The sequence below is a fragment of the Sphingomonas hankookensis genome, from assembly GCF_001619955.1.
Classification (GTDB): Bacteria; Pseudomonadota; Alphaproteobacteria; order Sphingomonadales; family Sphingomonadaceae; genus Sphingomonas; species Sphingomonas hankookensis_A.
Genome location: NZ_LQQO01000012.1, coordinates 58,434 through 75,928, shown reverse-complemented (window position 1 = coordinate 75,928; position 17,495 = coordinate 58,434). Strand labels below are relative to the sequence as shown.

Below are 17,495 nucleotides of genomic sequence, written 5' to 3'. Positions count from 1 at the left end.
CCGTAGCACTGCTACGGTCGGCACGCGCCAGACCGGCCGGTGCGACAAAGCCCGCCCTTCGGAGCGCGGCTTTGCCGCGACCGACGGGCGGGCGGCGATCTTGCCCCAACGTCATCCCGGCGAAGGCCGGAATCCATGGTGTCGGGTGGTATCGATAAATCCCGACTGTCCCGCGTCCGTGGATCCCGGCCTTCGCCGGGATGACGGCAACCAACGTACCCACCGCCCAACCCACGGCACCCAAACCGAAACCGATCGTTTCGCATCCGGTATTTGACCCGAAGCCCGGCCCGCCCGACAACGGCGGCATTCCGACTTCGCCTCAACCGGAGAGCTTTCCATGCGCACCCCCCTGATCCTCGCCGCCGCCCTGTTCGCGGTCGCTGCCCCGACCGTCGCCCAGATGCCGGGCGCCCCCGACAAGTCGCGCGTGACTGCCGGCAACTACACCGTCGACACCGCGCACACCCAGGTCGCGTGGCGCGTGAACCATATGGGCTTCACCATGCTCGACGGCCTGTTCGGCGCGACCGGCGGCACCGCGACCTTCGACCCGAAGAACCCGGCCGCGACCAAGGTGTCGATCGATTTCGACATCGCCAAGTCGCTGACCGTCACCAGCCCGCAATTCGCCGAGCACCTGAAGTCGAAGGACTTCTTCGACGTCGCCAACCACCCGACCGCGAAGTTCGTGTCGACCCGCGTCCAGCCGATGGGCGACCATTGGATGCTGGCCGGCAACCTGACGATCAAGGGCCAGACCAAGCCAGTCCAGCTGACCGTCCGCTTCATGGGCGCCGGTGAGAACCCGATGAACAAGAAGAAGAATGTCGGCTTCACTGCGACCGGCTCGATCAACCGCAGCGACTTCGGCCTCGGCATGGCTGCCCCGGTCGTGTCGGACAAGGTCGACCTGACGATCAACGCCGCGTTCGTCGCCGCCTGACCTTCGTGCGGGTTGCGGGCAATCGCCTGCGGCCCGCATCGGCTCTGGACATTTGCGCGGGGCCACGCCACACAGCCGCCATGTTCGGACGCCGCATCCTTCTGCGACTTAGCCGCCCTTAGGGCAGGATCGCACCGGCGTGCGCCTGCCCTGAGGGAGTATCACACCCTTTCCGGCAGATACTGGCGCGCAATCACCGCGCGCCCAAGACAGGCTGAGACGTCATGTTGCGCGATCCTTCGACCAAATACCGCCCCTTTCCGACCGTGAACCTGCCCGACCGCCAATGGCCGTCGCGCACGATCACCGCCGCCCCGCGCTGGCTGTCGACCGACCTGCGCGACGGCAATCAGGCGCTGATCGACCCGATGGGCGCGGAGAAGAAGAACCGCTTCTTCGATCTGCTGGTAAAGGTCGGGTTGAAGGAGATCGAGGTCGGGTTCCCATCGGCCGGTGCCACCGAGTTCGACTTCATCTCGGGCCTCGTCCAGCAGGATCGCATCCCCGACGACGTCTGGGTGCAGGTCCTGACGCAATCGCGCCGCGACCTGATCGAGCGCAGCTTCGAAAGCCTCGACGGCGCGAAACAGGCGATCGTCCACCTCTACAACGCGGTCAGCCCGGCGTGGCGGCGGATCGTGTTCGGCATGGAACGCTCAGAAGTCCGCGAGATCGCGGTGAACGGTGCGAAGGTGCTGCGCGACGAAGCGTCCAAGCGTCCTAACACCGACTGGCGCTTCGAATATAGCCCGGAAACCTTCTCGACCGCCGAACTGGATTTCTCGGTCGAGGTTTGCGCGGCGGTCATGGACGTGCTGCAGCCGACCCCGGACAAACCACTTATCCTGAACCTGCCCGCCACCGTCGAGGCGGCGACGCCCAACGTCTATGCCGACCAGATCGAATGGTTCTGCCGCAACGTGCCGAACCGCGACAGCGTCGTCATCTCGCTCCACACCCACAACGACCGCGGCACCGGCGTTGCGGCGGCGGAACTCGGGTTGATGGCGGGCGCCGACCGGGTCGAGGGCTGCCTGCTCGGCAACGGCGAACGCACCGGCAATTGCGACCTCGTGACCGTCGCGCTGAACCTCTACACCCAGGGCGTCGATCCGCAGCTCGACCTCTCGGACATCGACGAGGTCGTGAACACGGTGAATTACTGCACCCAGCTGCCGGTCCATCCGCGCACGCCCTATGCCGGTGATCTGGTGTTCACCGCATTCTCGGGCAGCCACCAGGACGCGATCAAGAAGGGCATGGCGGCGCAGGCGGTGCGCAACGACGGGCTGTGGGAAGTCCCCTATCTGCCGATCGACCCCGCCGATCTCGGCCGCAGCTATGAAGCGGTCATCCGCGTCAATTCGCAGTCGGGCAAGGGCGGCGTGGCGTGGGTGCTGGAACAGGACAAGGGCCTGAAACTGCCCAAGCGGTTGCAGGCGGATTTCAGCCGCCATGTGCAGGCGATGGCCGACCGGCTGGGCCGCGAGCTCAACGCCGCCGACATCTGGTCCGCGTTCCACGACGCCTATCTGCCGCAGGGTAAGGATCGCTATGCGCTGATCGACTATGCCGAAACCCATGCGCCCGGGGGTGGCCCGCCGCGTACCTTCGTCGGTCGTGTCCGGCTGGATGGTGAGGAACGTTCGATCTCGGGCAAGGGCAACGGGCTGTTGTCGGGCCTGCTCGCCGCGCTGCGCGAGGAGGGCGGCATCGACATGGATGTGGTCGATTACAGCGAGCACGCTATCGGCCATGGCGCCGATGCGCAGGCGGCGGCCTATCTCGAATGCAGCCTGTCTGATGGACGGCGGTTATTCGGGGTCGGCATCGATGGCGACGTCGCCACCGCCACCGTCCGCGCCGCTTTGAGTGCCGCCAACGCGACAATGCGGGACTGAGTCTCCGTCCATCGTCGTATCCCCGCGCAGGCGGGGATCCAGGGTCACAAACACGACCTTCTGCGACCTTGGCTCTGGATCCCCGCCTGCGCGGGGATACGGTTACTTGGTCGAGCGCGACGTGGTAGTGGTCAGTAACCCCGGCGAGTACTTGTCGGTGGTCGCCCGACATGAGGTTCGCGACACCAGTAAAACCCCACACCGTCACCCCGGACTTGATCCGGGGTCCCGCTTTCTTATCAACCGCCGAAGAAGAAGAGGGACCCCGGATCAAGTCCGGGGTGACGATGCGGTCTGGATCGGCCCAGCGCTATCACAAGCTCAAAACGCGAACCGCGCCCGTCCCAGAATCCGGTCGCCGCTATGCGGTCGATCGCCGATCGACGTCACCCCGCGATCGTCGTTCAGGTCGGTCCCGACATAATCGAGCGCCAGCGTCAGCGGACCGGTCGTGTGCTCCACGCCCAGCCGCCAATCGACATAGGTCCCGCCCGGCCGCAACCGGTCAGCGCGCAGCGCATCATCGACCGCACCGGATGACCGTCCGATCCCGCCGACCAACGTGAACGGCGTCATCGGAATGCCCGCCACCGCCTGTGCTGACAGATACAGGTTGCTGCCCCCGATCGCACGCTGCGGCGGGGCGTAGAGCGCGCCGGCAGTCAGTTCGACCGGCCCCAGCGTGTAGCGCGCGTCGCCGCCGAACTCGGCATAATCCATACCCTGCTCCGCGCCGGCAAAGACGTGGCCGATCGCCCGCCCGCGCAATTGGAACGGCCCGACATCGGTGACGATCGCCGCACCCAGATCGGCGACCGCATCGGCGCCATCATGCCGCACCGACCCGCGCAGCGCCGACACGCGGGCATCGAGTTCGATCATGCCCAAAGTCAGCGCGGCATCGCCCGAAATCGACGCCTTGCCCTCGCTCCAGCTCAAGCCGCGACGCCGTTCGTCGGTCGTCGCCTCGACGCCGACCGACGGCAGCGATTGCGCCTGCGCCGCTGCCGTCACCAGCAGCGACGCGACGCCCCATCCGATCCGTCCGATCATCCGGCCTGCATCGTCCCGTGCATCCGGTCGATCTCGGCATGGAGCACCGGATGGTCTTCCTGTGCCAGCTGGACCAGTCGCGCCTGCAACGCATCGTTGCGGCTCGCGACTTCCTGCGCGATCGCCGTCTTCTGTGCGCTGCACCAGCCCGGCCGGCTGCCTTCGATCACCTTGTCATGGGTGAACGATCGCGCCAGCGTCGATCCCGACTCATGGCGCGCCTGCCGCTCGACGACCAGCCCCGCGCGCCACAGGCAGCGCAGAGTCGACGGACGACCGCCGACCCCGACCGTGCCGATCTGCTGATGGGTCACCTGCACATCGGCGGTATAGTCGGAATGTACCGCACCGGTGCGGTGATCGATCCGTGCGCTGTGCGCAATGTCACCATTCGGTGCCGCCATCGCCGCTCCCAGCAACAGCCCGACCAACCCGAACGTCATGTCCTATCTCCTTGTCCTGCTGCGGATGGCCTCGGCCTATGGTGGCCGATGACCGTTTCGGACTTTCGTCCGATACGTACATAACCGATGACACGGCAAGCGCGTTCCGGTTTTCGTGCCGGCAACGCTTTGTTACGAAACGAAAACGCCGTCCGAAGGCGTTCCTTCGGACGGCGTATCGCTGAACAGGCGGCGCCGGGTCCGGCGCCAACCGGTCACTTCATGTGCGCGCTGAGGAGCTTGTTCATTTCGAACATCGAGCACGACTTCTTGCCGAACAGCTTTTCCAGCGTTTCGTCCGCCAGGATCTCGCGCTTGTCCTTCGGATCCTGCAGGTCGTGCTTCTTGATGTATTCCCACATCTTGCTGACGACTTCGCTGCGGGGCAGCGGGTCGGAACCGGTGATCTTCGCCAGATCGGCCGACGGCGTCACCGGCTTCGCGATTCCGCCCCGGGCGCCGCCGGTCGTCGTGGTTTCCTTGGCCATAATATTCCTCCTAATCCCCCTGCAAACCGCGCCTCGCGGGCGCGGCAGGTCGATGGTTATGCAAGGTTCCGAACCGCTTGTCGCGGGGGAATTGCGACAAACCGTACCGTCAACCGCACGAAATTTCCTCCGCGACCGTCCTTTTCCGTCCCGACCGGCTCAGAAGCCGAACCGGGCGCGCACCCCGTAGAAGCGCGGCATGGCGGGATAGACGCCATAGGTGCCGGTCTGTTCGGGGATCGCGAAGCCGGAAATGTTGAAATACTGGTTGGTGATATTCTCCACGAAGAATTCCAGCTGCTTGCTGCGATCGTCGGTCGCAACGCCGATCTTGCCGTTCAGCAGCGGATAGCCGTCATTGCCGACCGTCGTCGCACCGGTGCCGTCGCGGACGATCGACACGTCGCTGTTGTAGCGCATGTCGACATGGAACAGCGCGTTGAGGTTGTCGGTCAGGCGCGGGGTCCACGTCGCCGCGACCGTCACGACGTTGCGCGGCTGGTTCAGGAACTGGCGGCCATTCTGGTTCTGGAGCGGCGTGCCGGCGAAATTGTTGTCGGCATCATAGGACGCATCGAGCAGCGTATAGCCCAGGCGGAAGCTCAACTCGCGGATCGGCTGGATCAGCGATTCCAGCTCGACGCCCTTCGCCGTCGACTTGGGCACGTTCTGCACGACGAAGCTGTTGCCCGCGAAAATCAGCGACTGCAGCCCCTTGAACTTCTGGTAGAAGAACGCCGCGTTGAACGAGAATTGCCGCGTCACGCTGGTCTTCAGGCCCAGTTCGTAGCTGTCGACCGTTTCCGCGCCGAACTCCAGATCGGTCGCCTGTGCGCCGTCACCGCCCAGGACGCGAGTGTTGAAGCTCGCCTGGTCGAGATTGTAGCCGCCCGACTTGAAGCCGCGATCATAGCTGGCATAGCCCAGCACGTCGGGCGTGAACTTGTAGGCGAGCTTGGCGGTGCCGGTCAGGCGGCTTTCCGACCGGTCATGGCTGTAATTGCCGTTGAACTCGCTCGACACCGCCGGATTGCAGCTGAGCAGAAACAGGTTCTGGAACAGCGCCGGGCTCGCCTGACGGATCAGGTTGCGATAGGTCACCGCTCGCGGATCGTTGCCGAGGAAGAAGCCGCACGCCGCCGGATTGCTGTTGATCGACGCGGCCAGCTCCTTGCGCTCGTAATTGTAGCGCAGGCCCAGCGTCAGCGAGAGCTTGTCGTTGACGTTGATGATGTTGTGCGTGAACAGCGCGAAGGCGTTGGTATCGACCTGGAAATCGTCGTTATTGTTGCCTTGTCCCGCGACGTTCGGGGTCAGCGGCGTGTTCAGATAGTTGAACAGTGCCGATCCCGGAGGCGCCGCCTGCTGCAACGCCGCGCTCTGGGCATAGAGCAGTTGCCCGAACAGCGGCACGGTCCCGGTCGGCAGGGCCGCCCCGCCACGCAGCGACGTCACCAGCTGGGTAAAGGTCGGCACGTTGAAGCTGCCGTAGAACTGCGCCTGCCGCCCGATACCGCCGGCCGACGGCGGCGCGCCGAGCACACCCGCCAGCAGCGTGTCGACATAGCGGTTGGCATCGTTGCCCAGCCGCACCGTGTCGCGCAGGTTCAGCTTTTCGTTCAGGTAAAAGCCGCCGACGAGGAAATCGAGCTTCCCGTCGAATAGCTGCCCCTGTAACCGCAGTTCCTGCGTGATATCGCGCAGCGACGACTTGTACCCATCGCGATAGGCGCGATCGATGCCCGAATAATCGATGTCTTGGTTCCGTAGCACGCGGAAGTCGCGATAGGCGCTGATCGAGGTGAGCTTCAACTCACCGATATCGGCGTTGATCTCACCCGACACGCCCCAGTCGCGCACCGCTTCCTTATAGTCGCGGTTGGGCGAGGCGGCCATCTTCCGCTCGGACGGGGCGCCGGTGTAGATGCCGGTGCGACCCTGCTGCGCGGCGATCGCCTGGATCGCGGCGGCCGTCGGCCCCCGCGTGCCGCTGACCACGCCGCAGCATTGCTCGTCGGTCTTGTAGTAATCGCCGATCAGGCGGAAGCTGAACGCCGAGGTGTCGTACAGCGCCTGACCGCGGACATACCAGCGGTTGATGTCGTTGAACGCGCGGTCCGAATTGACGTCCTCGATATAGCCGTCGCGCTTGCGATAGCCGCCGTCGACGCGCAGCGCGAGCTGTTCGCTGACCGGCCCGGTCAGCGCGCCCTTCAGCTCATAGGCGTTGAAATTGCCATACTCGCCCTCGACATAGCCGCCCAGGTCGAACTTCGGCATGGCGGTCGTCACCGACAGCGCGCCGGCCGAGGTGTTCCGGCCGAACAGCGTTCCCTGCGGCCCGCGCAGCACCTCGACTCGTTCGACTTCGGGCAGCTCGGCGATGGCGATGCCGGCGCGCGACCGGAACACGCCGTCGATGAACACGCCGACCGCCGGTTCGAAGCCGGGATTGTCGCCTGCCGTGCCGACGCCGCGAATCGACAGCGAGGTCGCGGTCGCCGACGACTGGCCGGTCGTCGTCTGAAGCGAGGGAGCGAGCTGTTCGAGGCCGCGGATATCGCGCACGCCGGCATCGTCGAGCAGCTGCGCATTGACCGCGGTGACCGCGATCGGCACGTCCTGGATCGGTTCGGCGCGGCGGTTGGCGGTCACGATGATCTCGTTCCCCCAATCGTCATCGGCCTGTGCCGTAGCGTCACCGGGCGCAGCCGGCGCGGTCGGCGTCTCGACCGGCGCGGTCGGCGTCGTCTGCGCCAGCGCGGGCGCGGCGCCCGCGACCAGGGACAGGGCTGTCGCGGTCAGCAGATGGAACTTCTTCATGGCATCCCCTCTTCCTCAGCTGCCGATATCGTCCGGCTATGCATGTTGCATTTGGTGACGAAGCATCTAAGCCGCGTCAACGGGCAACCTGCATCCGACCTACGCTTTCATCGGCGAACGGGTATGGAAGCCACAGTACGGCGCCGCAGGGGATCGCCCCGGTCGGCTGCAAAAAGTCGAAGATCGGGAATGGAACAGAACCATGTGTGACGCGAACGACGATGCCGATGGCGGCGAACTGGTCGGCCCCGCGCCCAAAATTCCCGTTCCCGATCATGTCGCTGACGCGATCCGCACCCTGATCCGCTGGACCGGCGACGATCCCGATCGCGAAGGATTGCTCGACACGCCGCTGCGCGTCGCGCGCGCGTGGAAGGAATATACGCAGGGCTATGCGGAGGACCCCGCACACCATCTCGAACGCGTGTTCGAGGAAGTGGGCGGCTATGACGAGATCGTGCTGCTGCGCGACATTCCGTTCCAGTCGCACTGCGAACATCATATGGCGCCGATCGTCGGCAAGGCGCACATCGCCTATCTGCCCAAGGACCATGTCGTCGGCATTTCGAAGCTTGCCCGCGTACTCCACGGCTATGCCCGGCGGTTGCAGGTGCAGGAACGGCTGACGGCGGAAGTCGCCGACTGCATCTGGAACGGCCTGCGCCCGCGCGGTGTCGCGGTGGTGATCGAGGCGACGCATGGCTGCATGACCTCGCGCGGGGTGCGCACGCCGGGTGTCACCATGACGACCAGCCGGATGATGGGCGTGTTCCGCGACGACGAACGCAGCCGCAAGGAAGTGCTGGCGCTGATCGGGCGCGGCTGACGGAACGCCCGCGCCGCGCGGGACGTTGCAACGCGATGATCCGCCCCCTCGCCTTCCTGCTTGGCCTAGCGTCGCTTGCCGCCTGCTCGGCCGACCCGCCCGCCGCTGCCAATGCGGCCGATGGCGTGCTTCCGGTCGGATCGGTAGGAGGCGTCGATCCGGCGACGAACGCCCAGTTCGCGGCGGCGCCGCCTCCGGCACGGGGGCTGCCCGATACGCCGGCGCCCCACGCAGCACCGGAATTGCAGCCGATGGTCTATGCCGACTTCGCCGAAAAGGAGTTGCTCGGCTCTGGCTGTTCGTTCCGCACCGTGCCGCGCGGCCCGGTCCTGCTGTTCGTCCGCGACCAGGGCGACGGACTGGTCAGGTTCGACAAACGCCTGCGTCGGATCACCGCCGCAACGCCGGGCCGCGAGGCGGTCGAGGACGGCGGCATCCTTGCCGGCGACCAAGTGTCGTTCACGGTCGAACGCCCCGCCGACCGGGCTGATCCGGCGGCGGATTCGACCCGGCAATGGCCCGCGACGCTGACCATGCGGACCGCCGATGGCGGCGAACGCGTCTATCGCGGCGGGCGCTGGGAATGCGGCAGCTGATCGACCCGATTGCGTCGCGGCCAAGGGCATTCTACAGCGACCGCCTGGCCTCGTAGCTCAGCTGGACAGAGCGCCGCTTTCCTAAAGCGGGCGTCGGGGGTTCGAGTCCCTCCGAGGCCACCAGATTTACCGTTGCCACCGTCCCTCGGGGAATCCGTTCCGTTCGAGCAGCTTCGAGCCTGTCGAAGCAAACGCGTGGCGGGCGGATACAAGCTAAACCGCCCGCGCCAACGACGTGATCCGCCCGCCAATAAGTCCGTTCGGTTCGAGCAGCTTCGAGCTTGTCGAGAAGCGTCCGTCGAGAACTTCATGTCTGGGGCACCCCCTTCTCGACTACGGTTCTCGACAGGCTCGAACCTTCGCTCGAAGCAAACGGATGGACTTTCGGGGCGACGGTTTGGCGGAAAATGGCCTAATTTGCCCGCTCGGGCGGCACCACCGGCAGCGGCAGCGGCGCGATCGGCACGCCTTCCTCCGCCAGCGCCTTCGCCTCTTCCCGCGTCGCCTGGCCATGGATCGGTGCCGGATCGGCGTCGCCGACATGCATCGCCCGCGCCCGGTCGGCAAAGGCGGTGCCGACCCATTCGCTTCCCGCCAGAACCTCGCGCTGCGCCTTCGCCAGTGCCGCCAGCGCGGCTTTCATCGCTTCGGGCGGCGGCCCCGCCGGCCGGTCGCCCTTGGGCGCGATGTTCGGCGCCATCACCGCTTTCTCGATTCGGGCGTCGTCGCACATCGGGCAATGGATCAGCCCGCGTTCGCGCTGCCCGGCATAGGCGTCGCTCGACGCGAACCACGCCTCGAACACATGCGCGTTGCCGCACCGCAGGTCGAAAACGATCACTTGGCGATCTCGACCGGCGGGATCGCCCGGCGATGGTCGAGCACCGGCACCCGCGCCCGCACCGCTGTCACCTGCTCCGGATCGACGTCGACATAACCGATCCCGGCCGCCTGGCCCATGTCGAGCAGCACCTTGCCCCACGGGTCGATGACCAGCGAATGGCCATAGGTCGCGCGGCCGTCCTGATGGAGGCCGGTCTGCGCCGCGGCGACCACGAACGCCCCCGCCTCGATCGCTCGCGCACGCAGCAGCACATGCCAATGCGCCTGTCCGGTCGGTACGGTGAACGCGGCGGGCACCGACAGGATCGTCGCCCCGACATCGCTCATCGCCCGGAACAGGTCGGGAAAGCGCATGTCGTAGCAGATCGACAGTCCCATCGCCCCTGCCGGCGTCGCGACCACACAGGCGCGCTCGCCCGGCGCATAACTCGCCGACTCGCGCCAGCTTTCGCCGCTGGGCAACGTCACGTCGAACAGATGCAGCTTGTCATAGGTCGCGCGTATCGCGCCGCTGCCGTCGATCACATAGGCGCGATTGGCCAGCCGACCATCCTCGCGCCGGATCGCGAGCGACCCCAGATGCACCCATAGGCCGGTCCGCGCCGCCGCATCGCAGACCGCGTGCAACACCCGGTCCTCACCTTCGGTGGCGATCGACCCCGCTGCCCGTTCGCGGTCGCGGTCGATCAGCCCGGACATTTCGGGCGTGAACAGCATCACCGCCCCCTCGCCCGCCGCCTGTTCGATCGCATCGACCAGCACCGCCGCATTGGCATCGGGATCGATGCCGGCGGTCATCTGCAGCAGGGCGAGCTTCGTCACGCCAGCAGCGCGTCCAGCTTGCCTTCCCGCTCCAGCGCGGCAAGGTCGTCCGATCCGCCGACATGGGTGTCGCCGATGAAGATCTGCGGCACGGTCGTCCGGCCGTTCGACTTTGCCAGCATTTCCTGCCGCTTGGCCCCGCCCATGGTAATATCGATCTCGTCATAGGCGGCGCCCTTCTCATCGAGCAGCCGCTTGGCGCGCGTGCAATAGGGGCAGAACGCCTTGGTATAGATGATGATGCTTGCCATGCGTCCCAGTTGTGGTCGCACCGCCGCCTTGTCAATCATCCGCTCCGACGACCCGTGCCCAGCACAGCGCCGTGACGCGCGCCGCGCCGGCCCGCCGCAGCGCCAGCGCACAGGCATCGATCGTCGCTCCGCTGGTATGGACATCGTCGATCAGCACGATTCGCTTTCCCGCCACGACCGCCGGATCGGCCACGACGAAGGCACCGCGCACCATTTTCGCCCGCGCCCGCCCGTTCATGCCCCGCAGCGGCGGCGTGGCGCGGGTCCGCCGCAGCGTATCGCGCAGTACTGGTACGCCGCGCATCCCCGCCAGCGCGGTCGCGATCAGCACCGACTGGTTATAGCCGCGCGTCCACAGCCGCCGCCGGTGCAGCGGCACCGGGATCAGGCAATCGGCATCGTCGGGCAGGTGCCGGCACATCAGCCGCGCCATCGTCGTCGCCAATGCCAGCCGCCCGCCATATTTCAGCTTCAGCGCAACGTCGCGCGCCACCGGGCCATAGGCGACCGCCGCCCGCACTCCGTCATGCACCGGCGGTTGGCTCAGGCATGGCGCACAGCGCATTCCCGGCCCCTGGTCGATCGGCAGCGGCGTCCCGCAAGCCGCGCACGCCGGATCGCCCAGGAACCGCAGCCCCGACCAGCAGCCTGCACAGAAACGATGGTCCGCCTCCACCACCACCCCGCACCCCGGACAACGCGGCGGCAGTGCCAGGGCGACCAGTTGCGCGATCGCAGCGACGGGTATGGTGGCAAGGCGCATCGCTTGCCCTTGTCGCCGCGCCCGCCGCCCGGCACAAGGCGCCGCGTGAGTGCCCCCGATCTTTTCGCCCGCCCGCGCCGCCGCCTCCACCGCGACCGCGCCCAGCCCGGTTTCGCCCGCGCCGACTTCCTCCACCGCTATATGCTGGAGGGGGTCGAGGACCGGTTGCAGGCGGTGACGCGCAGCTTTTCGGACGTGCTCGACCTGGGATGCGCCGACGCCGCCTTCACCCCGCCGCCCGGCGCGCGCGTGGTGCGGTTCGATCCCGGTTTCGCCTTCGCCCGTGCGGCGGGCGGCGTGCAGGGTGATGAGGATCGCCTGCCCTTCGCCGATGGCGCGTTCGACCTCGTGGTCTCGGTCGGCGTGCTCGACAGCGTCAACGACCTGCCCGGCGCGCTGACGCTGATCCGCCGCAGCCTGCGCCCCGACGGCCTGTTCCTCGCCGCCTTTACCGGGGGCCACAGCCTCGCCACCCTGCGCCAGTCACTGCTGGCCGCAGAGGCGGATCGCCCGGCGGCCCGGGTCCATCCGCAAATCGACCTGCGATCGGCCGGCGACCTGCTGGTCCGCGCCGGCTTCGCGCTGCCGGTCGCCGATTCGGAGACGCTGACCGTACGCTATTCGGGACTGGGCAAGCTGGTCGACGACCTGCGCGGCATGGGGGCGACCGGGCTGCTGGAGCCGGCCCCGCTCGGCCGGGCGGGCCTCATGGGCGCCGCATCCGCCTTTGCCGAGCGTGCCGATGCCGATGGCCGTACGGCGGAACAATTCGAGGTCATCTACCTGACCGGTTGGGCACCCGCCCCCAGCCAGCCGCAACCCGCCCGTCGCGGCAGCGCCACTGCCTCGCTCGCCGACACGCTCCGCCCGCCGGAACCGCGCTAGACCAACGCCTCCAGCAGGCCGATCAGCGGACGGTCGGCCGGCGGCATCGGCAGCGCGTGCAGCTGCACCGGGCGCAGCCATTGCAGCGCGGTCGCATGGCGCGCGACCGGCCTGCCGTTCCATTTGCGCAGCGCATAGAGCAGCAGCAACAAATGCCGCTCGCCCAGCGCTTCGCTGGCAAAGGCGGCGGGGGCGAGGCACTGGTGATCGACGACGATCCCCAGTTCCTCGTCCAGTTCGCGGACCAGTGCCGCCTCCGGCGTCTCGCCCGGTTCGACCTTGCCGCCGGGAAATTCCCACAGCCCCGCCATCGCCGTGCCCGGCGGACGCTGCTGCACCAGCACGCGCCCGTCGGCGTCGATCATCGCGGCGGCGGTTACCAGTAATATCGGGGCCGGGTTGGACGACACTTTCTTAACCTCGTCGGGCTTAGGGATGGGGGCGACGTTCAACAGGAGTCATCCGTCATGCGTTCAACTCTGCGCTCGTTGCGCAGCCTGTGGCGGGACCGGCGCGGTGCGACCGCCGTGGAATATGGCATGATCCTCGCGCTGATCGTAATCGGCCTTATCGCCGTCGTCGCCCAATTGGGAAAGACGACCAGCGCCATGTGGAACGGCGTGGCACACAACGTTACCGAAACCGGACCGCGCGGTTAACCATCATAGTGATTCCGCAAGGATTCCTTTAAACTTTTGTCAACCGCGCTCCCGTTACTCTGCTCCTGTCGAACGGAACCTGGTTTCGAACGACCGGGAATTGAAGCACGCAGAACCATGGAGCAGATTATGCAGAAGATCCGTACCTTCCTGAAGAACAGCAAGGGCGCGACCGCCATCGAATACGGCCTGATCGCAGCGCTGATCGCCGTCGCCGCCATCGCCGCGATGCAGGGCCTCGGCAACCAGCTGAAGCTGACCTTCGGCAACGTCACGTCGAACATGAAGGCGTCGTAAGACACTTCACAATCGCGAAGAGGGCGGCGGGACGGGGGTCCCGCCGCCCTTTTTGTTTGCCCGCGTAACTGGCGACAAACGCCGTTACAGCCGCCCCATCGCCAGGAACTTCTGCCGCCGCGACTGCCTGAGCGCGACCGCCGGCTGCGCGGCCAGTTCGCTCAGCTCGCCATCGATCGCATCGCCCAGCGCCGCGATCGCTGCGGCAGGATCGCGATGCGCCGCACCTAGCGGTTCGGCCACGATCCGGTCGATCACGCCCAGCGTCTTCAAGTCCTGCGCCGTCACCCGCATCGCCTCGGCCGCTTCAGGTGCCTTGTCGGCAGTGCGCCACAGGATCGACGCACAGCCTTCGGGCGAAATCACCGAATAGACCGCGTGCTCCATCATCAGCACGCGATTGCCCGCCGCCAGCGCGATCGCGCCGCCCGATCCACCCTCGCCCAAAATCGCCGATACCATCGGTACGCCCAGGTTCAGCGCCGCTTCGGTCGAGCGCGCGATCGCTTCGGCCTGCCCGCGCTCCTCGGCCTGGATGCCGGGAAACGCGCCCGACGTATCGACCAGCGTGACGACCGGCAGACCGAACCGGTCGGCCAGCTGCATCAGGCGGATCGCCTTGCGATAGCCCTCGGGCTTGCCCATGCCGAAATTGTGGCGCAGCCGGGTCGCGGTGTCGTCGCCCTTTTCATGGCCGATCACCATCACCTTACGGCCCCGAAACCGGCCGATCCCGCCCAGGATCGCCTGATCGTCGGCAAAGGCGCGGTCGCCGCCCAGCGGCATGAAATCCTCGACCAGCGCCGCCACATAATGCTTGAAATGCGGGCGTTCGGGATGCCGCGCGACCTGCGTCTTCTGCCACGGGGTCAGCTTCGCATAGGTTTCGCGCAGCAGCCGGTCGGACTTGGTCTGCAACCGCCCGATCTCGGTCGCGATGTCCAGCTCGCCATCGGCGGCGGTATCGCGCAGTTCGTCGATGCGCGCCTGCAGCTCGGCGATGGGTTTTTCGAAATCAAGGAAGGTAGCCATGGTTCCGCGCCCTATGGCCGTGTCCGCCCGGCGTCAATCAGCGGGTGGAGTTCGCCGACCAGCTGCACCAGCCGCGAAGCATCGACATGGGTGTAGATTTCGGTCGTGGCAATATCGGCATGGCCCAGCATCGCCTGTAGCGCGCGCAGGTCCGCCCCGCCCTCCAGCAAATGGGTGGCAAAGGCATGGCGCAGCACGTGGGGGCTGATCCGGTCGGGGGCGATCCCTGCCTCCCCGGCCAGCGCGCGGACGATCTGGTAGAGCCGCATCCGCGACAGATGCCCCTTGCCCGACGGGAACAGCCACGGGCTGTCCGCCGGGACATGCGCCCGCCACCGCGCCACGGCGGCACGCGCCCGGTCCGACAGCGGCACCATCCGCTCGCGCCCGCCCTTGCCCTTCAGGATCATGTACGGCCGGTCGGGCGCAATGATCCCGCGCGGCAGGGACACCAGCTCGGTCGCGCGCAAGCCCGATCCATAGAGCAGCTCGAACAGGGCCGAGAGGCGCAGGTCGTTACGGTCGGGCGGCACCCGCGCGATCCGCGCGTCGATCGCGGCGAACATCGCATCGATGTCGCGGCTCGACAGCGTCTTGGGCAATCCGCGCGACGTGCCCGGCCGGGGCAAGGCCGCCCCCGGATCGTCCGCCCGCAGCCCCTCCTCCGCCAGAAACGCGAAGAACCGCCGGAGCGCCGCCGATTTCCGCGCGACCGTCGCCTTGGCAAGGCTCGCCCAGCCATCGGCCAGCCGCCCGATCGCTTGCGTATCCGCCCCCGACAGCCGCCCGCCCAACACCTCGGACGCCAGCGACAGGTCGGTGCGATAGGCGGACAGCGTGTTGCGCGCCGCTCCCGCCTCCGCCGCCATCATCTCCAGAAAGCGGTCGATCAGCACCCGGTCGCTGCCGGGCGCCATCACGACCGCGCGATCGCTTCCGCCGCGATCATCCGCGCCTCGCCCTCGCGCCCCGCCGCACGCAGTGCCGCGACGATATGGAACAGCGCCTCGGCCGGCACCCCGCGCCAGTCGCGGGTCTGCATGCCGGTCGCGGCGAGGAGCAGCACCGTGCCGCCCTCGCCATTCACGCCCGCCCGGTCGATCGCATCGGTCCACGCGTTGCGCGCCCCGACCGCGACGTTCAGGTCGCGCGCCATCGCCGCCACCTGGTCGCGCGGCAGGCGCCCCAGCCCGGCCAGCGCCGCGAACAGCAACTGCCCCTTGCGGGCATTTTGCCCCGCATAGTCCGACACCGTACCCGGCGCGACCGACCGGCCCATCGGATCGGCGACCGTCAGCATCGCCCAGCCGTCGCTGCCGACGGGAACGATCCCGCGCCACCGCAGCGCTGGCAGATCCAGTCCGGCGGTCAGCATCGACGCAATCAGCTGATCGGCATCGCCCGCATGATCCGCGACCGGCGCGATCATGGCCGCCGCCCGCGCGGTCAGCACCCGGCGCGCATAGCCCAGCTCGGTGGTGATTGCCGGTTCCCAGAACTGCCGCAGCATCGCCAGCCGCCCCGCATCGTTCCCGGTAAAGGCGGTGCGAAGGTCGGTGGCGAGCGCGGTCTGCGTGCTCGTCGCATCCTCGTCGCTCGACAGCTGGGCATAGAGGTCGACCAGCGCCTCGCTGGACAACACGCCCTGCGCAGCGGCCAGATCGGCATCCGCCAGCCGGACGTTCGGCGCGAATTGCGGCGCGGTGGCATGCCAGTAGCGGACCTGCGGCCCGACCCCGCCGAACAGCCCGGCGGGCACCGGCGTCGCGCTGGCGGCGGCCATGCCGTATCGCCATGCGGTCAGACGGTCGATGCCATCCCATTCGATCGTCGCGGCGCGGCGGCCCTGCGCGCCCTTGCCGACCAGCTTTTCCGCCAGCGCCACGTCGATCGCGCCGCCACCGGGCGCCTGCCGCCTTGCCTGATCGACGATCCGCCCGGCCTCGCGCGCTTCGCCCTTCAGGCCGAGGCAGATGGCATTGGCCAGTCGCCAGCCGCGTTCGTTCGACACCTGCATCGCCGGTGCGGTGAGCGGACACAGCCCGCCCGGATCGCCGGTCGCCAGCATCGCCTGCATCGCGATCTGGAACAGCTTGGGGGTATAGTTGTCGATATCGACCGACTGCACCAGCGCGCGGGCCGGTGCCGCCTCGCCCATCCGCACCAGCAGCCATGCCCGCTCGGCGGCGAAGTCCGCGCCATCGACGCCCGCCGGGGTGGCGGTGTCGGACACCAGCGCGCGACGCAGCCCGATCGAGACCCAGCGCGAGACGACCGGCGCATCGAGCGAGCGCATGATCCGTTGCAGCCACGGCCCGTCGCCGGTGCCGAAGGCCTTGCCGTCGAACGCCCCGCCCCGTCCGGCGATGCCGATGCTGGCGGTCGAACGGCGCGCATAATCCGGCAGTTCATATTGCCGAAGCGCCTCTGGGCTGATCGGGCTCGGCGTCGCGGACGCGCTGGGCTGCGGCGTCGGGGTCCCCCCCGGGACGCCGGGCACGCCCGGCAAGGGCTGCACGATCGGCGCGGCCGGCGCGAAGTTCGGCGCGCCGGGCGCGGTCGGGCGCGGGCTGGCGCGCGGGGTCGGCGTGGGTGCAGGGGCCGGCGCATCGCCGAAGCCGGGCGGCAACAGCGATTCGGGCACGTCCTGTCCGATCGCCGGCACCGCGACCGCGATCAGCGCGGCAGCGGCGATCCCGACGCGCAACCGGTCAGTTGGCGAGGTTTTCAAGCGAGACCGCCTTTTCGATCTGGGTCGGCTGCTGCTCGGTCGAACGTCCCGCCAGAACGAACATGCCCGCGACCAGCGCGACGAGGACGACGAGAAGAATGACAAGCGAACGCGACATGGATCAAATCGTCCCGAA

General features: G+C 67.6%; 20 protein-coding genes and 1 tRNA gene. 8 read left to right on the top strand and 13 right to left on the bottom strand.

Annotated elements, in window-relative coordinates:
- Positions 1–340 precede the first annotated feature (340 nt).
- Positions 341–946 carry a YceI family protein gene (locus AVT10_RS08295; RefSeq protein WP_066689819.1) on the top strand — a complete coding sequence of 202 codons (606 nt, stop codon included), beginning with the start codon at positions 341–343 and terminating at the stop codon, positions 944–946.
- Between the two features lie 224 nt (positions 947–1,170).
- Positions 1,171–2,847 carry a 2-isopropylmalate synthase gene (gene leuA / locus AVT10_RS08290; RefSeq protein ID WP_066689818.1) on the top strand — a complete coding sequence of 559 codons (1,677 nt, stop codon included), beginning with the start codon at positions 1,171–1,173 and terminating at the stop codon, positions 2,845–2,847.
- Between the two features lie 321 nt (positions 2,848–3,168).
- Here the strand turns inward: leuA and AVT10_RS08285 are convergent, their stop codons facing one another.
- The 4 genes from AVT10_RS08285 to AVT10_RS08270 all read right to left on the bottom strand — a co-directional run bounded on the left by AVT10_RS08285 (position 3,169) and on the right by AVT10_RS08270 (position 7,654).
- Positions 3,169–3,900, bottom strand: a complete 732-nt coding sequence (locus tag AVT10_RS08285) for a TorF family putative porin (protein WP_066689817.1) — start codon at positions 3,898–3,900, stop codon at positions 3,169–3,171.
- Entirely contained in the window at positions 3,897–4,343 is a 447-nt protein-coding gene (locus AVT10_RS08280; protein ID WP_066689816.1) for a hypothetical protein, read from the bottom strand. Before AVT10_RS08280 ends, AVT10_RS08285 begins: the two co-directional genes overlap by 4 nt.
- A gap of 215 nt (positions 4,344–4,558) precedes the next feature.
- Complete coding sequence (locus AVT10_RS08275) at positions 4,559–4,831, bottom strand: SWIB/MDM2 domain-containing protein (protein ID WP_066689815.1); 273 nt, start codon at positions 4,829–4,831, stop codon at positions 4,559–4,561.
- 159 nt (positions 4,832–4,990) lie between these two features.
- Complete coding sequence (locus tag AVT10_RS08270) at positions 4,991–7,654, bottom strand: TonB-dependent receptor (protein WP_066689814.1); 2,664 nt, start codon at positions 7,652–7,654, stop codon at positions 4,991–4,993.
- A gap of 202 nt (positions 7,655–7,856) precedes the next feature.
- Here AVT10_RS08270 and folE point away from each other — a divergent pair, with 202 nt between their 5' ends.
- The 3 genes from folE (at position 7,857) to AVT10_RS08255 (ending at position 9,199) form a co-directional block, all read left to right on the top strand.
- Entirely contained in the window at positions 7,857–8,480 is a 624-nt protein-coding gene (folE, locus tag AVT10_RS08265; protein ID WP_066689813.1) for a GTP cyclohydrolase I FolE, read from the top strand.
- Positions 8,481–8,515: 35 nt separating this feature from the next.
- On the top strand, positions 8,516–9,076 hold the full coding sequence (locus AVT10_RS08260) for a hypothetical protein (protein WP_066689812.1): 561 nt from the start codon (positions 8,516–8,518) through the stop codon (positions 9,074–9,076).
- 46 nt (positions 9,077–9,122) lie between these two features.
- A tRNA-Arg gene (locus AVT10_RS08255) sits at positions 9,123–9,199 on the top strand.
- Positions 9,200–9,488: 289 nt separating this feature from the next.
- Here AVT10_RS08255 and AVT10_RS08250 read toward each other — a convergent pair.
- Genes AVT10_RS08250 through AVT10_RS08235 form a run of 4 tightly spaced genes read right to left on the bottom strand, consistent with a single transcriptional unit; the run spans position 9,489 to position 11,755 of the window.
- Positions 9,489–9,917 (bottom strand): DUF1178 family protein, encoded by a 429-nt coding sequence (locus tag AVT10_RS08250; protein WP_066689811.1) that lies wholly within the window; start codon positions 9,915–9,917, stop codon positions 9,489–9,491.
- Entirely contained in the window at positions 9,914–10,741 is an 828-nt protein-coding gene (locus AVT10_RS08245) for a carbon-nitrogen hydrolase family protein (protein ID WP_084401495.1), read from the bottom strand. Before AVT10_RS08245 ends, AVT10_RS08250 begins: the two co-directional genes overlap by 4 nt.
- A complete protein-coding gene (grxC, locus tag AVT10_RS08240; RefSeq protein WP_066689810.1) occupies positions 10,738–10,992 on the bottom strand; it encodes a glutaredoxin 3 in 255 nt (84 codons plus the stop codon). The genes AVT10_RS08245 and grxC overlap by 4 nt, the downstream gene beginning before the upstream one ends.
- Before the next feature lie 31 nt (positions 10,993–11,023).
- A complete protein-coding gene (locus AVT10_RS08235; RefSeq protein WP_066689809.1) occupies positions 11,024–11,755 on the bottom strand; it encodes a ComF family protein in 732 nt (243 codons plus the stop codon).
- Between the two features lie 45 nt (positions 11,756–11,800).
- Between AVT10_RS08235 and AVT10_RS08230 the strand changes: the two genes are divergently transcribed.
- Positions 11,801–12,640: a class I SAM-dependent methyltransferase gene (locus tag AVT10_RS08230; protein WP_232307935.1), complete on the top strand. Its 840-nt coding sequence runs from the start codon at positions 11,801–11,803 to the stop codon at positions 12,638–12,640.
- Here AVT10_RS08230 and AVT10_RS08225 read toward each other — a convergent pair.
- A complete protein-coding gene (locus AVT10_RS08225; protein ID WP_066689808.1) occupies positions 12,637–13,005 on the bottom strand; it encodes a (deoxy)nucleoside triphosphate pyrophosphohydrolase in 369 nt (122 codons plus the stop codon). The two genes, AVT10_RS08230 and AVT10_RS08225, sit on opposite strands and share 4 nt — an antisense overlap.
- 102 nt (positions 13,006–13,107) lie before the next feature.
- Between AVT10_RS08225 and AVT10_RS08220 the strand changes: the two genes are divergently transcribed.
- Together AVT10_RS08220 and AVT10_RS08215 are read left to right on the top strand one after the other, a co-directional pair.
- Positions 13,108–13,299 carry a Flp family type IVb pilin gene (locus AVT10_RS08220; protein WP_066689807.1) on the top strand — a complete coding sequence of 64 codons (192 nt, stop codon included), beginning with the start codon at positions 13,108–13,110 and terminating at the stop codon, positions 13,297–13,299.
- A gap of 129 nt (positions 13,300–13,428) precedes the next feature.
- On the top strand, positions 13,429–13,596 hold the full coding sequence (locus AVT10_RS08215; RefSeq protein ID WP_055793027.1) for a Flp family type IVb pilin: 168 nt from the start codon (positions 13,429–13,431) through the stop codon (positions 13,594–13,596).
- An 84-nt stretch (positions 13,597–13,680) separates the two neighbouring features.
- Here the strand turns inward: AVT10_RS08215 and AVT10_RS08210 are convergent, their stop codons facing one another.
- Genes AVT10_RS08210 through AVT10_RS18520 form a run of 4 tightly spaced genes read right to left on the bottom strand, consistent with a single transcriptional unit; the run spans position 13,681 to position 17,477 of the window.
- Positions 13,681–14,628 carry an acetyl-CoA carboxylase carboxyltransferase subunit alpha gene (locus tag AVT10_RS08210; RefSeq protein WP_066689806.1) on the bottom strand — a complete coding sequence of 316 codons (948 nt, stop codon included), beginning with the start codon at positions 14,626–14,628 and terminating at the stop codon, positions 13,681–13,683.
- An 11-nt stretch (positions 14,629–14,639) separates the two neighbouring features.
- On the bottom strand, positions 14,640–15,545 hold the full coding sequence (locus AVT10_RS08205; protein WP_066689805.1) for a tyrosine-type recombinase/integrase: 906 nt from the start codon (positions 15,543–15,545) through the stop codon (positions 14,640–14,642).
- Positions 15,545–17,359, bottom strand: coding sequence for a hypothetical protein (locus AVT10_RS08200; RefSeq protein ID WP_066689804.1), 1,815 nt, complete (start codon positions 17,357–17,359; stop codon positions 15,545–15,547). The genes AVT10_RS08205 and AVT10_RS08200 overlap by 1 nt, the downstream gene beginning before the upstream one ends.
- Positions 17,340–17,477 carry a hypothetical protein gene (locus tag AVT10_RS18520; RefSeq protein WP_164523848.1) on the bottom strand — a complete coding sequence of 46 codons (138 nt, stop codon included), beginning with the start codon at positions 17,475–17,477 and terminating at the stop codon, positions 17,340–17,342. Before AVT10_RS18520 ends, AVT10_RS08200 begins: the two co-directional genes overlap by 20 nt.
- Between the last annotated feature and the right edge of the window lie 18 nt (positions 17,478–17,495).